At 37.1% G+C, this 16,731-nt stretch carries 18 protein-coding genes; 2 read left to right on the top strand and 16 right to left on the bottom strand.

Annotated features, from left to right (window positions below):
- Window positions 1-50 precede the first annotated feature (50 nt).
- Window positions 51-1,235 (top strand): ISL3 family transposase, encoded by a 1,185-nt coding sequence (locus ACFSUC_RS09215; RefSeq protein ID WP_379929301.1) that lies wholly within the window; start codon window positions 51-53, stop codon window positions 1,233-1,235.
- Between the two features lie 350 nt (window positions 1,236-1,585).
- On the opposite strand, the gene ACFSUC_RS09220 is transcribed toward ACFSUC_RS09215, so the two are convergent.
- The 4 genes from ACFSUC_RS09220 to hsdR all read right to left on the bottom strand — a co-directional run bounded on the left by ACFSUC_RS09220 (window position 1,586) and on the right by hsdR (window position 8,388).
- Window positions 1,586-2,732, bottom strand: a protein-coding gene (locus ACFSUC_RS09220; RefSeq protein ID WP_449288689.1) for an IS3 family transposase whose coding sequence is annotated in 2 segments (ribosomal slippage) — window positions 1,586-2,462 and window positions 2,461-2,732 — 1,149 coding nt in all. Because the reading frame shifts where the segments join, the coding sequence is not laid out codon by codon here.
- 293 nt (window positions 2,733-3,025) lie between these two features.
- Complete coding sequence (locus ACFSUC_RS09225) at window positions 3,026-4,507, bottom strand: restriction endonuclease subunit S (protein ID WP_379929262.1); 1,482 nt, start codon at window positions 4,505-4,507, stop codon at window positions 3,026-3,028.
- A 1-nt stretch (window position 4,508) separates the two neighbouring features.
- Window positions 4,509-5,978, bottom strand: a complete 1,470-nt coding sequence (locus tag ACFSUC_RS09230) for a class I SAM-dependent DNA methyltransferase (protein WP_379929263.1) — start codon at window positions 5,976-5,978, stop codon at window positions 4,509-4,511.
- A 31-nt stretch (window positions 5,979-6,009) separates the two neighbouring features.
- Window positions 6,010-8,388, bottom strand: coding sequence for an EcoAI/FtnUII family type I restriction enzme subunit R (hsdR, locus tag ACFSUC_RS09235; RefSeq protein WP_379929264.1), 2,379 nt, complete (start codon window positions 8,386-8,388; stop codon window positions 6,010-6,012).
- A gap of 494 nt (window positions 8,389-8,882) precedes the next feature.
- On the opposite strand from hsdR, the gene ACFSUC_RS09240 reads away from it, so the two are divergent.
- Entirely contained in the window at window positions 8,883-8,984 is a 102-nt protein-coding gene (locus ACFSUC_RS09240; protein WP_379929265.1) for an IS3 family transposase, read from the top strand.
- 504 nt (window positions 8,985-9,488) lie between these two features.
- Here ACFSUC_RS09240 and ACFSUC_RS09245 read toward each other — a convergent pair.
- The 12 genes from ACFSUC_RS09245 to ACFSUC_RS09300 form a co-directional block, all read right to left on the bottom strand.
- Window positions 9,489-10,601, bottom strand: coding sequence for a site-specific integrase (locus tag ACFSUC_RS09245; RefSeq protein WP_379929266.1), 1,113 nt, complete (start codon window positions 10,599-10,601; stop codon window positions 9,489-9,491).
- A 91-nt stretch (window positions 10,602-10,692) separates the two neighbouring features.
- Window positions 10,693-10,887, bottom strand: a complete 195-nt coding sequence (locus ACFSUC_RS09250; RefSeq protein ID WP_379929267.1) for a DNA-binding protein — start codon at window positions 10,885-10,887, stop codon at window positions 10,693-10,695.
- Between the two features lie 85 nt (window positions 10,888-10,972).
- Window positions 10,973-11,719: an N-acetylmuramoyl-L-alanine amidase gene (locus ACFSUC_RS09255; protein ID WP_379929268.1), complete on the bottom strand. Its 747-nt coding sequence runs from the start codon at window positions 11,717-11,719 to the stop codon at window positions 10,973-10,975.
- A 142-nt stretch (window positions 11,720-11,861) separates the two neighbouring features.
- Window positions 11,862-12,341, bottom strand: a complete 480-nt coding sequence (locus tag ACFSUC_RS09260; protein WP_379929269.1) for a Panacea domain-containing protein — start codon at window positions 12,339-12,341, stop codon at window positions 11,862-11,864.
- A 5-nt stretch (window positions 12,342-12,346) separates the two neighbouring features.
- Window positions 12,347-13,138 (bottom strand): hypothetical protein, encoded by a 792-nt coding sequence (locus tag ACFSUC_RS09265; RefSeq protein ID WP_379929270.1) that lies wholly within the window; start codon window positions 13,136-13,138, stop codon window positions 12,347-12,349.
- A 186-nt stretch (window positions 13,139-13,324) separates the two neighbouring features.
- The gene (locus ACFSUC_RS09270) at window positions 13,325-13,549 is read right to left on the bottom strand and encodes a phage holin (protein WP_379929271.1); all 225 of its coding nucleotides are present in this window, start codon (window positions 13,547-13,549) and stop codon (window positions 13,325-13,327) included.
- A 21-nt stretch (window positions 13,550-13,570) separates the two neighbouring features.
- Window positions 13,571-13,978 (bottom strand): hypothetical protein, encoded by a 408-nt coding sequence (locus tag ACFSUC_RS09275; protein ID WP_379929272.1) that lies wholly within the window; start codon window positions 13,976-13,978, stop codon window positions 13,571-13,573.
- A 52-nt stretch (window positions 13,979-14,030) separates the two neighbouring features.
- Window positions 14,031-14,498: a hypothetical protein gene (locus tag ACFSUC_RS09280; protein ID WP_379929273.1), complete on the bottom strand. Its 468-nt coding sequence runs from the start codon at window positions 14,496-14,498 to the stop codon at window positions 14,031-14,033.
- The gene (locus ACFSUC_RS09285) at window positions 14,488-14,901 is read right to left on the bottom strand and encodes a DUF4376 domain-containing protein (protein ID WP_379929274.1); all 414 of its coding nucleotides are present in this window, start codon (window positions 14,899-14,901) and stop codon (window positions 14,488-14,490) included. Before ACFSUC_RS09285 ends, ACFSUC_RS09280 begins: the two co-directional genes overlap by 11 nt.
- 3 nt (window positions 14,902-14,904) lie before the next feature.
- Window positions 14,905-15,408, bottom strand: coding sequence for a hypothetical protein (locus ACFSUC_RS09290; RefSeq protein ID WP_379929275.1), 504 nt, complete (start codon window positions 15,406-15,408; stop codon window positions 14,905-14,907).
- A 4-nt stretch (window positions 15,409-15,412) separates the two neighbouring features.
- Window positions 15,413-16,495 (bottom strand): glycosyltransferase family 4 protein, encoded by a 1,083-nt coding sequence (locus ACFSUC_RS09295; RefSeq protein ID WP_379929276.1) that lies wholly within the window; start codon window positions 16,493-16,495, stop codon window positions 15,413-15,415.
- Window positions 16,473-16,721 (bottom strand): hypothetical protein, encoded by a 249-nt coding sequence (locus tag ACFSUC_RS09300; RefSeq protein WP_379929277.1) that lies wholly within the window; start codon window positions 16,719-16,721, stop codon window positions 16,473-16,475. Before ACFSUC_RS09300 ends, ACFSUC_RS09295 begins: the two co-directional genes overlap by 23 nt.
- Window positions 16,722-16,731: the final 10 nt, after the last annotated feature.

The following is a 16,731-nucleotide window of genomic DNA, read 5'->3' on the forward strand; positions in this document are numbered from 1 at the left end:
ACTTATTTTCTTTGATGAATGCGCGAAGCTGCTCTTTCGTCCATAATCCCATGTGTAGATCCCAACCTTTCTCCTACCTCTATTTTAATAGATTTAGGAGTTTACACAATCTAGTTTACAGACTCCCCTCCTGCGCCCAACCCTGTGCCGTCCATGATACGGAAACAAAAAAATGGAGGCATCTGGACTTCTGGAACTGGAAAACCTATATGCATGCGCGTGTACCGCGAGTAAAATGCGAAACATGCAGCAACACAAAAGCAGGTAAAAAGGTGACACAGGTACCCGTTCCGTGGTCTCGACCCCTTTCTCATTTTACCCACCAATTTGAAGCTTGGGCCATGCGATGGATGGCTGAGATGCCTGTAAATGCTGCTGCACGGGAACTGCGTGAACACGTTACCCGGATGTGGCGTATCTTACATCACTACGTGGATAAGGCGATGTCGAGTGTCAATATGAGCAAAGTAAAGCGCATAGCCGTTGATGAAACCTCCTCCCGTCGTGGACACCGATACATCACCCTTTTTGTGGATGTCGATACAAAGATGGTTCTATTCGCAACAGAAGGAAAAGGGATGGATACACTCGCCTCCTTCAAGGCGTTCCTGGCTGGAAAAGGCAGGGATGCCGCACAAGTTGAGGAAGTGTGTTGCGACATGTCTCCGGCCTACATTCGAGGCATCCAGGACTCCTTCCCACAAGCACAGATTACATTCGATAAATTCCACATCATGAAGTTGGTTAATGAAGCGGTTGATGATGTGCGCATTGCTGAGCAGAAACAGCATCCGGAACTCAAGAAAAGCAAATATATCTGGTTGAAAAACGGAAACAAGTTAAACGAAGAACAAAAGAACACTTTGGAGCGCCTCAAGGACGGACATTTGCAGACAGGACGTGCGTATCGTCTAAAACTGGCCATACAGGAATTCTGGCATGTTCGGCACATCTTTGCAGATATGTACCTGCAGGAATGGATGGGTTGGGCTACGCGCTCCCAATTACCACCAATGGTACAAGTGGCTAAAACAATGAAACAGCATAAAGAGAGTATTCTCCGATGGTTCCATTCCAAAATGACAAATGGACTGCTGGAAAGCATAAACGGGCTGGTTCAAGCCGCTAAGCGTAGGGCACGTGGCTACCGTAATGTAGATAACTTGATCTCCATGGTGTACATGACCGCTAACAAGCTGCGTATTCCAGAGCTCGCGACCCGTCGAGCATACTAATCCTTACCGCTTAGTTGCCCAGCCTCACATGGATCGGACAGCGGTCAAGCGTTATTCTTGAGGGCTTCCCATGTGAGATTTTCTTGATAGCGGTAAGAGATAGTCTTGTTAACCCACCTGATAGAGCGAAGAGCCATTGTTAAACCTCCGAAATCTGTAAAAGTAGCCTCAAAAAATACAAATAATTTCTACAAATGTAAACAAATCCCTCTTTTATTCTACATTATTCCCCCTATACAAATACCCTCAGAAAAAAATCTGAGGGTGTTGGAACTGTGTAATGCTCCCCATTGTCAAGACACAAAATTCTAATGAATAAGTTATGTCCTCCATTCTTGTAATCTGGTAAATCAGGATGCCACATTCTCAACCCTATGGGCATAGAATTGATGCGGCTTTGCATAGTCCAAAGATTGGTGAGGACGCTCTTCATTATAAAATTGGACATATTGAGCAATCCCTTTGCGCAATGCGCGAGGGTTTTCGAATTCATTCAAATAAATGCACTCATACTTGAGTGATCTGAAATAACGCTCTGTTCGGCTGTTATCTGTCGCCCTTCCTTTGCCATCCATCGACACTTGAATCCCTTCTTTTTGAAGGAGATCTAGATAGGCTGGATTCGTAAAGTGAGCGCCTTGATCACTGTTCATGATCTCAGGCTTGCAGCGGCTGAACGCTCGTTTTAAACACTTTATGACAAAGCCTTTTTCTAAGGTACTAGACAGCTCGTAATCGATCACTTTGCGACTATACCAATCGATGATGTTGAACAGATACATAAAGCCCTTGCCCATCCGAAGATACGTAATATCTACTCCCCAGACCTGGTTAGGACGATCAATGGTCAAACCCCGTAGCAAATAAGGACGGCAATATTTCGCATGTAGTCGCTTGCTCAAATTAGGTTTGGGATAGATCGCTTCCAGCCCCATGATCTTCATCAGACGGCGGACACGTTTTACATTGACACTAAATCCGCGCTCCTGTAGGCAAGCGGTCATTCTTCGATAGCCAAAGTAGGGATGTCTCGTGTAGATTTCATCGATGAGATGCATGAGCTGAATGTTGACATCACTTGGTTGCTTCTTCTTTGGTTTACGATACATGCTGGTGCGATTGATGCTGAGCAATTTGCATTGACGTTTCATATGGATGCGGGCATGACCACGCTCCACCATATTTTTTCGTACTTCTAAAGGTTTATTTGAGGCCAGATTTTTTTTTGAGCCAGTCGACCTCTACCGTGAGTTGGCCTACCAGCTTCTCTAGATGCTCTTGCTTGCTTTCATACTCCTTTTTCATCTTGTCTACTTCACTTGTCTTTTTGTCAAACACAGTGGAAGCACGTTCCATAAATTCGCCTTTCCATCGGCTTATCATCACAGGGCTGATTTCGTATTTTGCAGCGATTTCGTTTACCGTCTGCTGCTCTTGCAAGACTTCCAGCACAACCTTTGTCTTGAATTCTGAGGTATATCGATTCCGTTTTTCCATAGTCTCATTATAACTTATTTATCACTCTCCCGTGTCTCAGTCTATGGGAGCATTAAAATTCACGAATATCGTATTTAGGTTCACCATCATTCCAGCTGATTAGGTTAAGCTCCTTTTTACAACCCTTAGGACCATCAGATAATACGCAGATATGCTTTATTATTTCATATTTCAGATCTGCCGTTGTTCTATTGCTCCTCTAACCGAAATATACATCGTCTTCGTATGATCCTTTATCTCCAGCTGCTAGTTGTTTTAGAGACTTCACTCTCCCTAAAGATACCCCGATTATTCTACTTAACGAGCTGCTTGGTGAATGGTAGCAGTTCTTCAATCTTCTCTACAATTCGTTTCTGTTCTTCAAGTGGAGGGAGGGGGAAAACAAAACTTTTTAGTTTTTCTGCGTTTATATTCGATTGTCCAATCGCATCTGATCTTACACTTTGACAATATCGCCAGTAATAATTTGATTGCATAACAAAATTTATATAATCACTACATACTAAAACCGGGGTAATTCTAACTAAATAACCAGCATATATTGCTGGTAGTTCACTCTTATATATCGCTGTTTTTCCAACAAGCTCACGACTATTAGTACGATTAAATAATAAATCATTTTTCTCCACTTTATATTTTTTGATATCTTCGTCATCTGAACTATAAACCAATTTACTGTAATCGATTATACCGCCTTGAAGATTGCCCATTCTTAATACAGCTATCTTCCCTTCTTTGGAGGATTTTTTTGAAGTGCCATACGTTATATTAGAACATACTTGCCCTATCGATACCCATTTCCAACTCTCTGGAATATCAAATCGAATTTTTTCTTCTAAAATGGGGGCTAATTGTTTTTCCTTTTTAATCTTACCTTCCTTAACCAGCCTTGTCTTTTCTTCTTGAATCCGCTGATACAATTCTTCAGCAGTTCCCTCTTCTTCTCGCTGTTCTACCAGCTTACCTTGGATCGCATATTGCAAAATGGACTTTTGCATATCCTCCGGGAACTTTTTATTCAGTTCCTCCACTTCAGAATATGCTTTATTGTATTTTTCCACATAAGGCATTAACTCTTCGATCTTTGCTACGATACGTTTTTGTTCTTCGAGTGGGGGAACGGGGATTAAAAATTTCGCTAGGTCTCTAGCACCTAAATTAGGTTGAGCTGTTCCATTATTATATTTTAATACTTCATTGTTAAACAAACCTGAATTAAGGTATTTAGTAATAAATGAATAATAGGTTTCTTCCTGCATATAACTTCTAAGAATAACTAAGGAAGACGCAATAGCACCTCTTTCAAATGGATATCGCCCATTTTTCCCAAGTGAGCCTCTTATACAAAGTACTAAATCCCCTAGTATTAGTTTCCCACTACCCAGTTTTTCATATTGTTCCTCATTCATGTATAATAGTTTTTCTTCTGAAATTGATTGGTTTTCAATATTCAAAGCACTAATAAACGGAATACCTTTATTTATTAATTTATCTTTTGAAGGGTAGTTTTTTCCTCTGTCACCATTAATAATTTGAAGCACATTACCTAATCTATCCCATTCCCAACTCTCAGGAATGTCAAATGGAATCTCATCTTCCGATATCTCAGGAAGCTTTTTCTGCTTCTTAATCTTTCCGTCTTTTATCAGTTTCTCTTTTTCTACCTCGATATGCTCCAGTAATTCTTTCGCTGTTCCTTCTTCTTCTCTTTGTTCTACCAACTTGCCTTGAATGGCTAACTGGAGAATACTCTTTTTTAAGTCCTGTCCATTCATTCTAATTACCTCCAAGCATAGAAGTAATCTGGTCTAATACATGATCGATTTCAGTATTAAGAGAAGCTCGTTTTTCTTGATACTCTAAAATCAAGTCCAGTGGTTCTAGGATCACTTCTTCCTCATGAGGGAAGCCGCACAAGTCAATATTATAGCTTCTATCTTCAATTTCACTAATGGAATATTTCTTTGCCTTATGGAAACCATCCACTTCGATTTCTTCCCGACTATCCCACCATGCCAGGGCTTCGTTGAAATGTTCCAACTTCATAGGTCTGGTCTTAGAGAAGTTCTTATACCCTTCTGGCATATCCACACGATAGAACCAGGTCTCTTCTGTCGGTTGAGTATTATCAAAGAACAAGATGTTCGTTCTGATGGATGTATATGGTGCAAAGACACTATGTGGCATTCTAATTACAGTGTGAAGATTAAACTCACTGAATAGCTTCTTCTTAATATTAAATTTGGCATTATCTGTACCAAACAAGAATCCGTCTGGCAAGATAACTGCTGCTCTCCCATTTTTCTTAAGACGATACATAATCACATTCATAAATAAGTCAGCTGTTTCAGAACTTCTCAGTTCCATTGGGAAGTTGACTTTGACGCTCTCCTTTTCACTTCCTCCATAAGGCGGATTCATCAAAATCACATCAAAAGGCTCCATTTTACGAAGTTCTTTATAATCTACCTCTAATGCATTCCCATGTAGGATGTTAGGATCATCAATATCATGAATTAGCATATTGGTAACACAAAGCATATGTGGCAATGATTTCTTCTCAACGCCATATACTGATCGATTATAGATTTCTCTATTTTCAAGAGAGTTACCTACTTGTTTATCCAGTGCATTTAAGGCAGATGTTAAGAAGCCTCCTGTACCACAAGCGAAGTCTCCGATTTTTTCACCTAATATCGGTTTAACCACTTCAACCATAAAGTCTGTGACAGCTCTTGGTGTGTAGAACTCACCGGCATTCCCTGCACTCTGTAAGTCCTTAAGGAACGATTCATAGATTGCACCGAATTCATGGCGTTCTTTATATTCTGTAAAGTCGATTTCATCAATGATATTAATCACTTGACGAAGAAGAACACCATCTTTCTGATAGTTATTGGCATCTTCAAATGCATATTTTACAATGACTTGACCCATTGGTGTTTCTTCATCAATTTCAAGATTTTTAAGTGTTGGGAATAGTTTGTTGTTAACAAAATCAAGCAGTGCATCACCGGTTAAGGCTTCTCCATCTTTCCTGTCTACTGCCCAGTCTCTCCATTTGAATCCGCCTGGGATGATGGACTTATAGTTGTCATCATAAAGTTCCCATGCTTCTTCTTTAGCATCATATATTTTCAAGAACAGAATCCACACGATTTGTTCAATTCGCTGGGCATCTCCATTAACACCCGAGTCATTTCGCATAACATCTTGAATTCGTTTCACAAAGTTGCTAATTGCCATCTCATTTACCTGCCTTGTCTACTCTTTTTAGTTAAGCGTAATAAATCTCGTTTTCTAATTCCTGTACCGCCTTCAGATAAGCTTCTTTTCCCCCAAAGGCTTTGACTATTTTCATCGGACTACCGATTTTTGCAAACTCTTTAAGTTGAAGCACCTTTGTATCTTCAATTTCTTTAATGCCATCAATAGCATATTTATCAAGTAGTGTCTCAATAACTTGCTGAGCTACATCAGAATACTTATACAGATAGTGTCGTTTCTTCACATTGTCTGCACGTTCTTTTTTCGTGAGCGGTGGTTTATCATAAGCAATGTGACAAATCAAATCAAAATCATCCAGCTCTGTTCTACCGAGTTCTTCTCTTACTGCATCGAGAAGCACACCATCATCCTGTAATTCATCAATGATGGCTTGTTTTTTCTCCGCTTCTGTCCATGTTCTTAGGAAGTCATCTAATCTTGAATACTGCTGTAGGATATTTTTCTTTGTGTAGTCAATTAGACTTTCAGTGATGAGCTTTCCATCCTTATCGACATATTGAACTCTTTCTGAAAGAACTCTAACGGTAACATCCCCTATATAATATTTGCGAGGCTTATCATCACCGTCATCATCAAAGGCACCCGTTCCTCCTGTGTTGTAATCACCTTTGGTTTCATTCACACTATCATTGCTATCATTTTGATCATAGCCTTCATTGCCTTCTTCTGTTTCTGCTTCAGGCTCATCCACCGGATCATTCCCATCAAGGTCAATAACCACTTCTGGTCTGCCATCGAATGCAGGATCAGCAAAAAGACGGCTGGCATTGCGAAAATCCATGATGGTGAAATAAGTCTTACCGTATTCTTCAAGCAGCCGTGTACCCCGACCAATAATTTGTTTGAACTCAGTCATGCTGTTGATGTTATTATCCAACACAATTAACTTACACATTTTCGCATCCACACCGGTAGTCATGAGCTTACTGGTTACTGCAATCACTGGATAAGAACTTTCTTCATCAATGAAGTTTTCCAGTTGAGCTTTGCCTTCATCGTTGTCACCGGTAATACGCATGATGTATCGATTATTTTCTGTATACAGGTCTTTATTTTCATTAATAAGTGCCTGTCGCATCCGCTCAGCGTGTTCTATATCCACACAAAAGACAATGGTCTTACTGTAACGGTCTGTCTTCTTTAGAAATTCAGTAATTTTTGATGCTATTACTCGGGTTCGATCATCAATCACCAAAGTTCTATCATAATCTTTCACATTGTATTCTCGATCTTCAATTTCGTATCCATGTTTATCCACTTTACCGACTTCCGGTCGGTAACCTTCAAGGTCTTTATCTAATCCAATTCTTATAACCTTATAAGGTGCTAAGAAGCCATCATCAATACCCTGTTTCAACGAATACTCATAAATAGGCTCTCCAAAATAAGTGAAGCTGGATGCTTCTTTTGTTTCAATCGGGGTGGCTGTACATCCAATGTGAGCAGCTAATGAGAAATAGTCGAGAATCTTTCGCCATGCAGATTCCTCTTTTGAACTTCCTCTATGGCACTCGTCAATGACAATGAGATCAAAAAAGTTCGGTTGGAACTGACGGAAAGCCTCTTCGCCATCATCACCAGCAAGCTGCTGGTACAAAGCCAGATAGATTTCATATGAACTATCAAGATTTCTATTCTGTACCTTCGTCATCTTTCCACTAAATGGTTTAAAGTCTCCGGAAATGGTCTGATCGACTAAAACATTTCTGTCTGCCAAGAATAGAATCTTTTTCTTTAAACCAGACTTCCACAGCCTGTAGATAATCTGAAAGGTCATAAATGTTTTACCGGTTCCTGTGGCACTCACTAATAGGACACGATCCTGCCCTTTTGCTACCGCATCGACCGTTCTATTAATGGCTACTCGTTGATAATAACGAGGTGCCTTATAATTGGGGACATAGTAATAAGGCTCAAGCATAACTTTTTCTTCAGCCTTATTGATATTTTTATCGATTAAATATCGCTGATATAGTTCCTCCGGTGATGGAAACTCCTCAAGCTTCAGTTCTTTTACCTCACCCGTAATTAAATTCTGTTCTACAAAACCATCCCCATTAGATGCATAAACATAATCTACATCAAGATCCTTGGCATAGCCAATAGCTTGTTGTAGTCCTGCGCCTACAGGATGGTTATTGTCTTTGGCTTCCACGATGGCTAAGGGAAAATTGTTTTTGTAAAAAAGAACATAGTCTGCCCTTTTCTTTTTCCCTCTAGCAGTAATATTTCCACGAAGGATGATCCTACCGGCAGTAAAAGCATACTCCAGCCTTACTTGTTTCTTTATGTCCCAGCCAGCCTCAGTAATCGCGGGGGTAATGTATCTAGCTTTGATATCTTCTTCAGATAGATTTCTTGTTCCCATAAGCTCCTTCCTTTCCCTGTATATATTATAAGCTTTCCATAATTACAGGTTGGCGTTTTCCAAGGCGAGCTAATACTTTTATGTAATTCCAGCCTGTTCCTTTAATTCCGATATATTCACTCATAACTTATCTTCCAGACTTCCAACTAACTTCTCTAGATAATAAGTTTTAATCCAAAGTACTTACTTCTATAAAGCTAGCTATATTTCCTTTTTTCGACAGAAATCATCTCTCATCATATATTAGTATCCTTTGTTTATCCATTGTCGGCTACTTCAATTTTTTCAGTAACGAAGAGTTCTTCTTTTTTATAAGGTCACGTAGAATCGCAATCTCCAGATCTTTATCACCTAGCAATCGCTTCAGTTGACCATTTTCCTATGCCAGTTTATTTGACGAGAAAAAAAGTCATCCGTACTAAATATCTAATATCATCAAATTCTCCATCGACATGGATTTCGGGGCTTTCACATAGTTCGGTCGCATCTTGCGAATGACCGCTTTGAGTCAAGACGTAAACAAATATATCTACTATTTTAACAACTATCGCAATACAGAGCGTTTAGACGGATTGTCACCCAACGAATACAAGTGAGTTGCATAACAAGATACCTCAGCTCTGATAATACGAACTGAGGTATTAAAACTAATTTTTTTAAAAAAACTGTCCACTTGACAAGGAGCACTTCATCACAAGTGAGCTACTTTATAATGTTTTTTTCGTTAAATCTCTTATGTTATACAATTAGTTTCTCTAATGCAAAAGTTTTGCACAGATAATCTTGCCCCCTGATTTGCCCCCAAAAAGTTAAAAAGATAAGATATCAAATTGAAACAGGAATTTAGAAAAACAAAAAACCCTTGATATACAAGGGTTTAGAGCAATTTTGTGATATGACCTGTACTGGGTTCGAACCAGTGACCTCCACCCTGTCAATTGTGAATATGGTGTGTAATTCAGTCTTAAGCAGTATCATTTAGTCTCAACAAACCCAGTAGTATCAAGGGTTTAAATCATATTTAGGATTAATGTGTCTCATATAGTTTAAGCTGTCTTCTTGAGTGTATAGCACCATACATAACACCACATTTAGCACCACTAATTAAGCAGCAAATTCATACTTTCAACAGCTTTTTCCTGTATATCTGGTAGCATATGAGAGTATGTGTCCAAGGTTATCTTCACACTTGAATGTCCCAGACGCTCAGATACAATTTTAGGATTAATTCCTGATCTAAGTAGTAATGTTGCATGAGTATGTCGGAGATCATGAAATCTAATTTTAGGGACTTTATTCTCTTTTAAAAAGTCATAAAATGCTCTCATTAGATTTCGTGGTGTGCAGATCCTGCCCGTTGATGTACAAAAAACTAAATCATTGTCCTGATAATCTGGAACTGTTTTTCGTTCTTCGTTGATTAATTTCCTGTGACGTACCAATTCCTTAAGTGTCTCTTCGTCAATCGGAATTGACCTTCGACTTGATTTGGTCTTTGTTTTACTGCGAATTTCCTTACCATCATGACTTGCTGTATGTGTGATGCTAATCATCTTGTTGTCAAAATCTATCGCTTTCCACCTAAGTCCTAGTACTTCTCCTTGTCTCATACCGGTAAATAACGCTAAACGTATGGCTAAACTGTAACGGCTTCTCCCAATAATGCTATCAAGGAAAATCCTACACTCATCTTTATTCCACACTTGAATTTCTGGTTGCTCGTACTTGGGTTTTCCAACTATTGTTGTCGCTGGATTCTCTTTTATTAATTTCATTGTCACAGCATCTTGAAGTGAACTTCTTAGTAAACTATACACTCGCTTGACTGTATTCTCAGAAAGTGTTTTTCTAAGCAAGATTATAAAAGCTTGAATATGGTTTGACGTAAGTTTGGAAAGTTGATTCTCACCAAAACCACTATTGATTATCTGGTTCTTGATATAACCTTCATATACAATCACGGTCGCACGGCCTAAATCCTTACGTAGTGGTAACCATACGTTTACTAGGTAATCACCTAGTTTCTTCTTTGAAGGCTCAATATAATCACCTTCATTAAAGTCATTCATCGCTTTTATCATCGCTTTATTCGCTTCTTTTTCGGTTGCAAATCCTCTTTTTTTAACACGTTTTGGTTTACCAGTTATCAAGTCCTTTCCCGTATAAAATACGTAGAAGTACGTCTTCAATTTCTCATCTTTGTATACTGGCATTATTTATCCACCGTCCCAAGAGTGTGATCAGGATAGGTGGTCATTTCATCTAGTATAATATTATCACAATTCATACTCATTTCCATACTCATCAAGCCCCCAAGTACCATTTTACAAAACTTTGTTTTGGAGCAAATTTTAACTTACCCACTCTAAGTACATGGAATTGATTTTCATTGAGTAAATTGTGAGCACTATTTTTACTTATACCTAAAAATTCTTGAATTTCTCTTGCTGTTACAGGATCAGGTAAATCACGCAGTCTTTTAATTGTTTTTCTATCCATTTATTTTCCTCCAATATAAAAAGCCCGACCAGTTATTCACCAGACAGGCCTATTTTCACATGATTTTATCCAATAAATAGGGGTATTATTTACTCAAACTAGCGCGCTTATTTGTATTATCCCAACCAACTTTCGCACCGAAAAACTCACCAGTTTCACGCAATTCGATATAGGTTTTACCGTCAATCAAATATCCATTTACTGTTTCTTTTTTGCCGTTGTTAAACAAATCAATCTTTACAGAATTCACAATTTTGTCCTCACTTTTTTGCTTTTTTCGTTTCAAATTATAAGTGTCAACAATTCCCTTTGTTATTGCATTCGCACATTTTCCTCGATAAGAATCACTCTTTAGCAATTCACATGCTTCACGATTGGTCATAAATTCACATTCAACCAAAACACTCGGCATACTTGTTTCTCTAAGTACATGAAAGTTTGCTTCTTTAACCCCACGATTTTTACGTCCAGTTTCTTTAATTAGCACATTCTGAATACTTTCAGCCAGCCTCAATGATTGCGTATATGATTTCTTATAAACAAACGTCTCAATACCTGCTACACTATTCCATTCGCCTGAACCAATTGCATTAGCATGTATGGAAACAAACAAATCTGCTCCGATCTTGTTTGCGTGATCAGTACGTTCCTGCAAAGGGACATCTCGACTATCTGAATGAGTAAAAATAATCTCTACATCTTCAAAATGGGAAAGTTGCTCTTTTACCTTTGTTGCAACATCCGAATTAAAATAATATTCTCTTAAAGTCCCATCAGGCGATCTTTTTCCCGATGTTTCTTTACCATGACCAGCGTCTATTACAATTTTCATATATTTTTTTCTCCTCCAGTTTTTATATTGAAAATTAAACAAAAAAATCACACCTCAAAATGTGTGAGATGTGATCGATAGATATATAGATACTCTTTTTCTTTTCAAAGTCTGGAAACCTAAATAAATGAGTAGATTCATGTCATCTGTTATATTTTTCTTCACCTGCTAAAGAAATAAGATCAAGAATACCGTACCTTCTTTGCGTTTTAATTGGATAAGTGTCATAAACATAATCAATAAATTCAGACCAGTTAAGGTATTTTGTTTCATTGATGATATCGTCTAAAATTGAACATTCTCTAAGAGTCAATTTATCTAGCCTTAGACTTGCTTCGTTTTGTTTACCTTTGATTGAAATAACCTTTTTTACAGTCCCGTACATTGAAAAATCGTCTAGAACAAGTAGCTTACTGTCTTTTTGGGCAGCTTTGAACACGTCATTTACAAAAGGCCCGAAATGATAAAATCTCCACTTTATATTAGTAATTTGAGTATGATGCTTTTGGGCACTTTTCCAATCAGCCAGATATACCATTTTCGTTAATCGCGTTTTTGAAAGTTCGTCTTTGTAAGGATAATTCAATACAAGATATCTAATCGCATAATTTATGTTATCCACGGTTCTCACTCCTTCCCTAAAGGCAAGTTTGCTTTAATTGTTCCTGCAAGCAATTGTCCAATTGAGCTGTCTAACACTTCCTTTATCTCTTCGATATCTACAGGAATTTTTTCGTTAGTCGATTCGAATACAATCACAGCGATTGGATCATTATTTATATTATCTAAGTTTTTGCAATAAAAGTGTCTGCTTTTCATTTTCATTTTTTCTAATGTGGCAACTTCAATAGAACAAGTATTTAATACCGCTTTTATATAACTCTGTCTGGCTTTTCTTGGATGAGGCAAATTTTCAATATTAAATTCTCCATTATGCCAAGCATTACTTATAAATCCTTCTGTGCAAGGATACTTTTTTCTCCCACTCTTTTTGAACTCTTTATTTTTTGCATATCTTCCCACAGGTACGAAGTACGCCTCTTCATATCTGTAGATCGATATTCTCTCATTATAACCAAATTCGAAATATTCGAAGAGCGCCTTTATCATTCTCTCAGGAGTCGTTTGAAGCTCTCTTCTCAACACATCTCTTTCCTCAGTCAACACTTCATGCTCATCTTTTAAAACAGTGTGATTTACAGATTGATCCATTGATTGAATCCATGAAATAATGATAGTAATGAACAGTAAACTAGTTATATACCAATGACTTGTCATGAACATTTGAACACTAGGAAACGCAAGCGTAACTGAGAAAATTAGAATTAATAATTGACCCCACGAACTTCGAAAATGCGTTTTAATATTAGCAAAATATTGCACAGAGCTTTTCAATGACTTTACTACTTTCTTCTTCAACCAAACCGACCCCATTTTGATCATTCTAACAATATTTTTCTATTTCTATTATACGACAAAATGGGTGTAATTTCTATTTTCATTCCATTTATAGCTTGACAAATAAATTGTTATACTTGATTCTATAATAGAGACGATCTTACATTTGTACTCAAAGCATGGGGCATCTGTATTGTATCGTCTTTTTTATTTGAGTTTAAAAGTTTTCTTTTCTTCTTGTGGATTAGGATCATTAACGATACCCATTAAAACAAGCACTGCTAAAAACGCATCAAAAACAATTACAGCATTTTTCACAGTTTCATCTTCAATTTTAAATCCTAGCAGCACAGCCATCACCTGAATAATCAATACGATTTTTGAGCCTATTGCAATGAGAGTTCCTTTATCCTTCAGTCTGTTCCAATCCATAATTACATACCTCCAAATTTATTATTTAAAAAAATCGCTAAATTTTGCACCAAACAAAATTGACAATGCAACAACTAAAAGCTTCATAATGAACGAACCGCTGTTTTCGATCATACCTCTATACCATTTATTATCATCTGAACTGTCGGAGTTGTTTAAATTTAACTTGATCTCGTTAATCTCTTTCTTTATCGTATCTAATTTGTGATTCTGGTTTTCTGAGATTAAATCAAGTTTTTCATCCTGCTTTTCGGCTATTACAGTTAACCGAACAACATTTTCCCTTAATGCAGCCGTAACTTCACGTATCGTCTCATCTCTGTGTTTCACTTCTGTTAGCTGACTTCTTACTTCTTCCTTAAAGTCACTTAGTTCGTTTTCAATACCATCTATTTTTATTTGTAATATTTCATAACTACGGTCACTCATATCTTCACACCCTCGATAATTGAATAATATGTATCTCCTATTTTTATGCGAATCACTTACTTCTCCCACTTTTATCTATCTGATTCAGCTTGATGTAAAGCTCGTTGGGTGTTCTACCAGTGTCATCTTTTGACATCCATTTAACTGATACTAACAATTCCTCGATGACCTCTGAGCAAATTAATTTAGAGATAGAGTTAAAAGGACGCTTTAATATGTGCCCTAGTATGCGCATATAATCGTATTTTCTACCAACCATTTGTATTCCATTGCTAATGATTAAATTACGTTGTTTTTCAGCAAGATTTAATCTGACAACTTCAAAGTCTTTATATTGGAAAGGCGCAATCCTTACATTAACTAAATACTGCGACTCTAATATGTGTGTAGGAGAAAGGGCGATGGCAACATGACTAAATTCGCCCCTATCAAAAAATCTAATTATCCTAGACAAGAAAGTTTTTCCTCTAACAAATACGATGTCGCCAGTTTTTAATCGAGTACAATCTTTATACTCCATTTTCATCCCACACAACTGATTCAATCTCAGCTTTTGAACTCGCCAAATTGACCGAATTTCTTAAAGTTCCGAACTTACGGATCAGTCTGTCCTTATGCATAAAACCTTCTTGATAGATAGTGAAAAATTCAGCTCTCGTAATCTCCACATATCCTGCATCTTGTGTTTTCCAGAATAGCGACTCAATCTGAGGATTGTCGGAGAGTACATCTTTTTGACCAATAAAATTGATCTGATCATCGCGGTCAGTTTTATAATGATGACCATTCACGCTCGAAATAAATCCTTTACAAATCTCTTGTTCACAAATTTCACTCAGGTACGCAATTCTTTTTGCTTTTGTTATAGCTATATCATGACCGAATCGTATAACGTTACCTTCTTTTGAAGGGATCAACGACATTGATTACACCCCCTGTATAATGACTAAACTTTCACCATATCTAAAGTCATCAGCTCTTAAATATATGTGTAGATAAGTCAGTTCTTCAACAGAAACAAAAAAATCAACCGTGCCATTGACAGTTGACTGAGTATCTATAATTTGATCATCGTACACCATGTGTATAAGCTGGTCTATATCGCTCTCACATGTAACTGTTATTTTAGCTGTATCTGTTCCAGAAGCAGTGATCATATGATTTTCTACAACAGCAACAATATTTTTATAGTAAACTAACTGCTCCACTTGTCCATTTGTAATGACTGCTTCGTAATGACTTGATGCTAGTATACTTTCTGCTTCTTCATTTGTAGCTCTGTATACGATTAGTGAATCTCTACTTTCTTGAGTAACACTGTCCACAGAATCCCAATCTATAATTTCATTGTAATCGATGTGTTGAAAAACTTCGCTCGAAGAGTTTGTAGCCCACAATTTATTGCCGTTTGAATCAAACACGATAATCATTTTTTTAAGTCTCACCTCTGTATTTACTAATCATTATTTCCTCTGAAAACAAAGAAACTCTTTCAATATTTCTTTCTACTAATTTGCGTATCTCGATTGAACTCATCGACTTATAGAGGGCAATCACCCTTTTTAAATCACCTTTTTTACACGGGTCAAAATATAAAGGGTAGTCCTTGCCCAGTATTTCTTTTACTCCACCGTACCGAGTAGCAAGTATAGGCAAGCCATTAACAATACCTTCTACTACCGTCATGCCAAAAGGTTCATATAGGGATGGTACAATTAGGGCATCTACTTTTCTAAAGAAATCTTTTTTCCTTTCGTTACTTACCAAACCTATAGGGAATACTTTGTTTTTTGCATAAGATTCAATCGTATTAGAAAGTTTATTTGAGTAATATGGAGGAAAACTACCTACACCACCACAGGCCAGTATAAGTTTAAAGTCTTCTATGTCTTTCCATTCTTTTACTGATTGAAAAACCCCTTTGCGATAATCAAGTCTTCCAATATACCCGATTACACCATTTTTCATATTGTAATCTTTTTTTATTATCTCCTGTTGTGATACACCGTTATAAATCACCGTTATTTTCTTCGGTGAGTATCCTACATTACCCATGATCTTTTCTAGCGTAGATTTTTCAGAATTTGAAACAACCACTAACTCATCAGCAATATTTACTGCTTTCCAAAAATTTTTTTCTTCACGATCTCCATAAGTATTTACAAAGGTCATTTCAACTGGAATCAAAGAATGGATGACATAAATCAGTTTTGTACTCTTATCAAATCTATGCATTTCAAACAAGTTGTAATTATGTACGTAAACCGTATCAGCTTCAAACGGTAAAGGATTGTGTATGTCTAGAAATTCGGAAATACTCATTACAATCACATCATCGTCAAATTCATAAAAATTCTTTTGCATTCCATCAGGATGAACAAAAACAAATAATTCATCCTGATTTCTATTCTCATACAAACTGTCTAATACTGTACCTATTCCGCCTATACAGTATTTTGATAGCTCAGTCGTGACATGAACAACTTTATATCTTTTACTCTGTATCGAGTGCTTCAATTTCCATCACCACGCAGTAATTATCTTTTATAATATCCTCCATTTGAAGACTATTTGCTTGGGCAACTTTACAAGGTATTGTAAAAGCGTTGTTTCCTTTATAGTCTTTGGTCAAGATATCGGTATACACAAGTGTTTTAAATTTTGAATCAACAATTACTTCTTGCTGAAGGTCTGCAACTAAAAATTCGTTAATTTTAAGATACTGATTAAGTTTAAGCTGCATAATTACTACT

The organism is Marinicrinis sediminis (genome assembly GCF_042685085.1).
GTDB lineage: Bacteria > Bacillota > Bacilli > Paenibacillales > KCTC-33676 > Marinicrinis > Marinicrinis sediminis.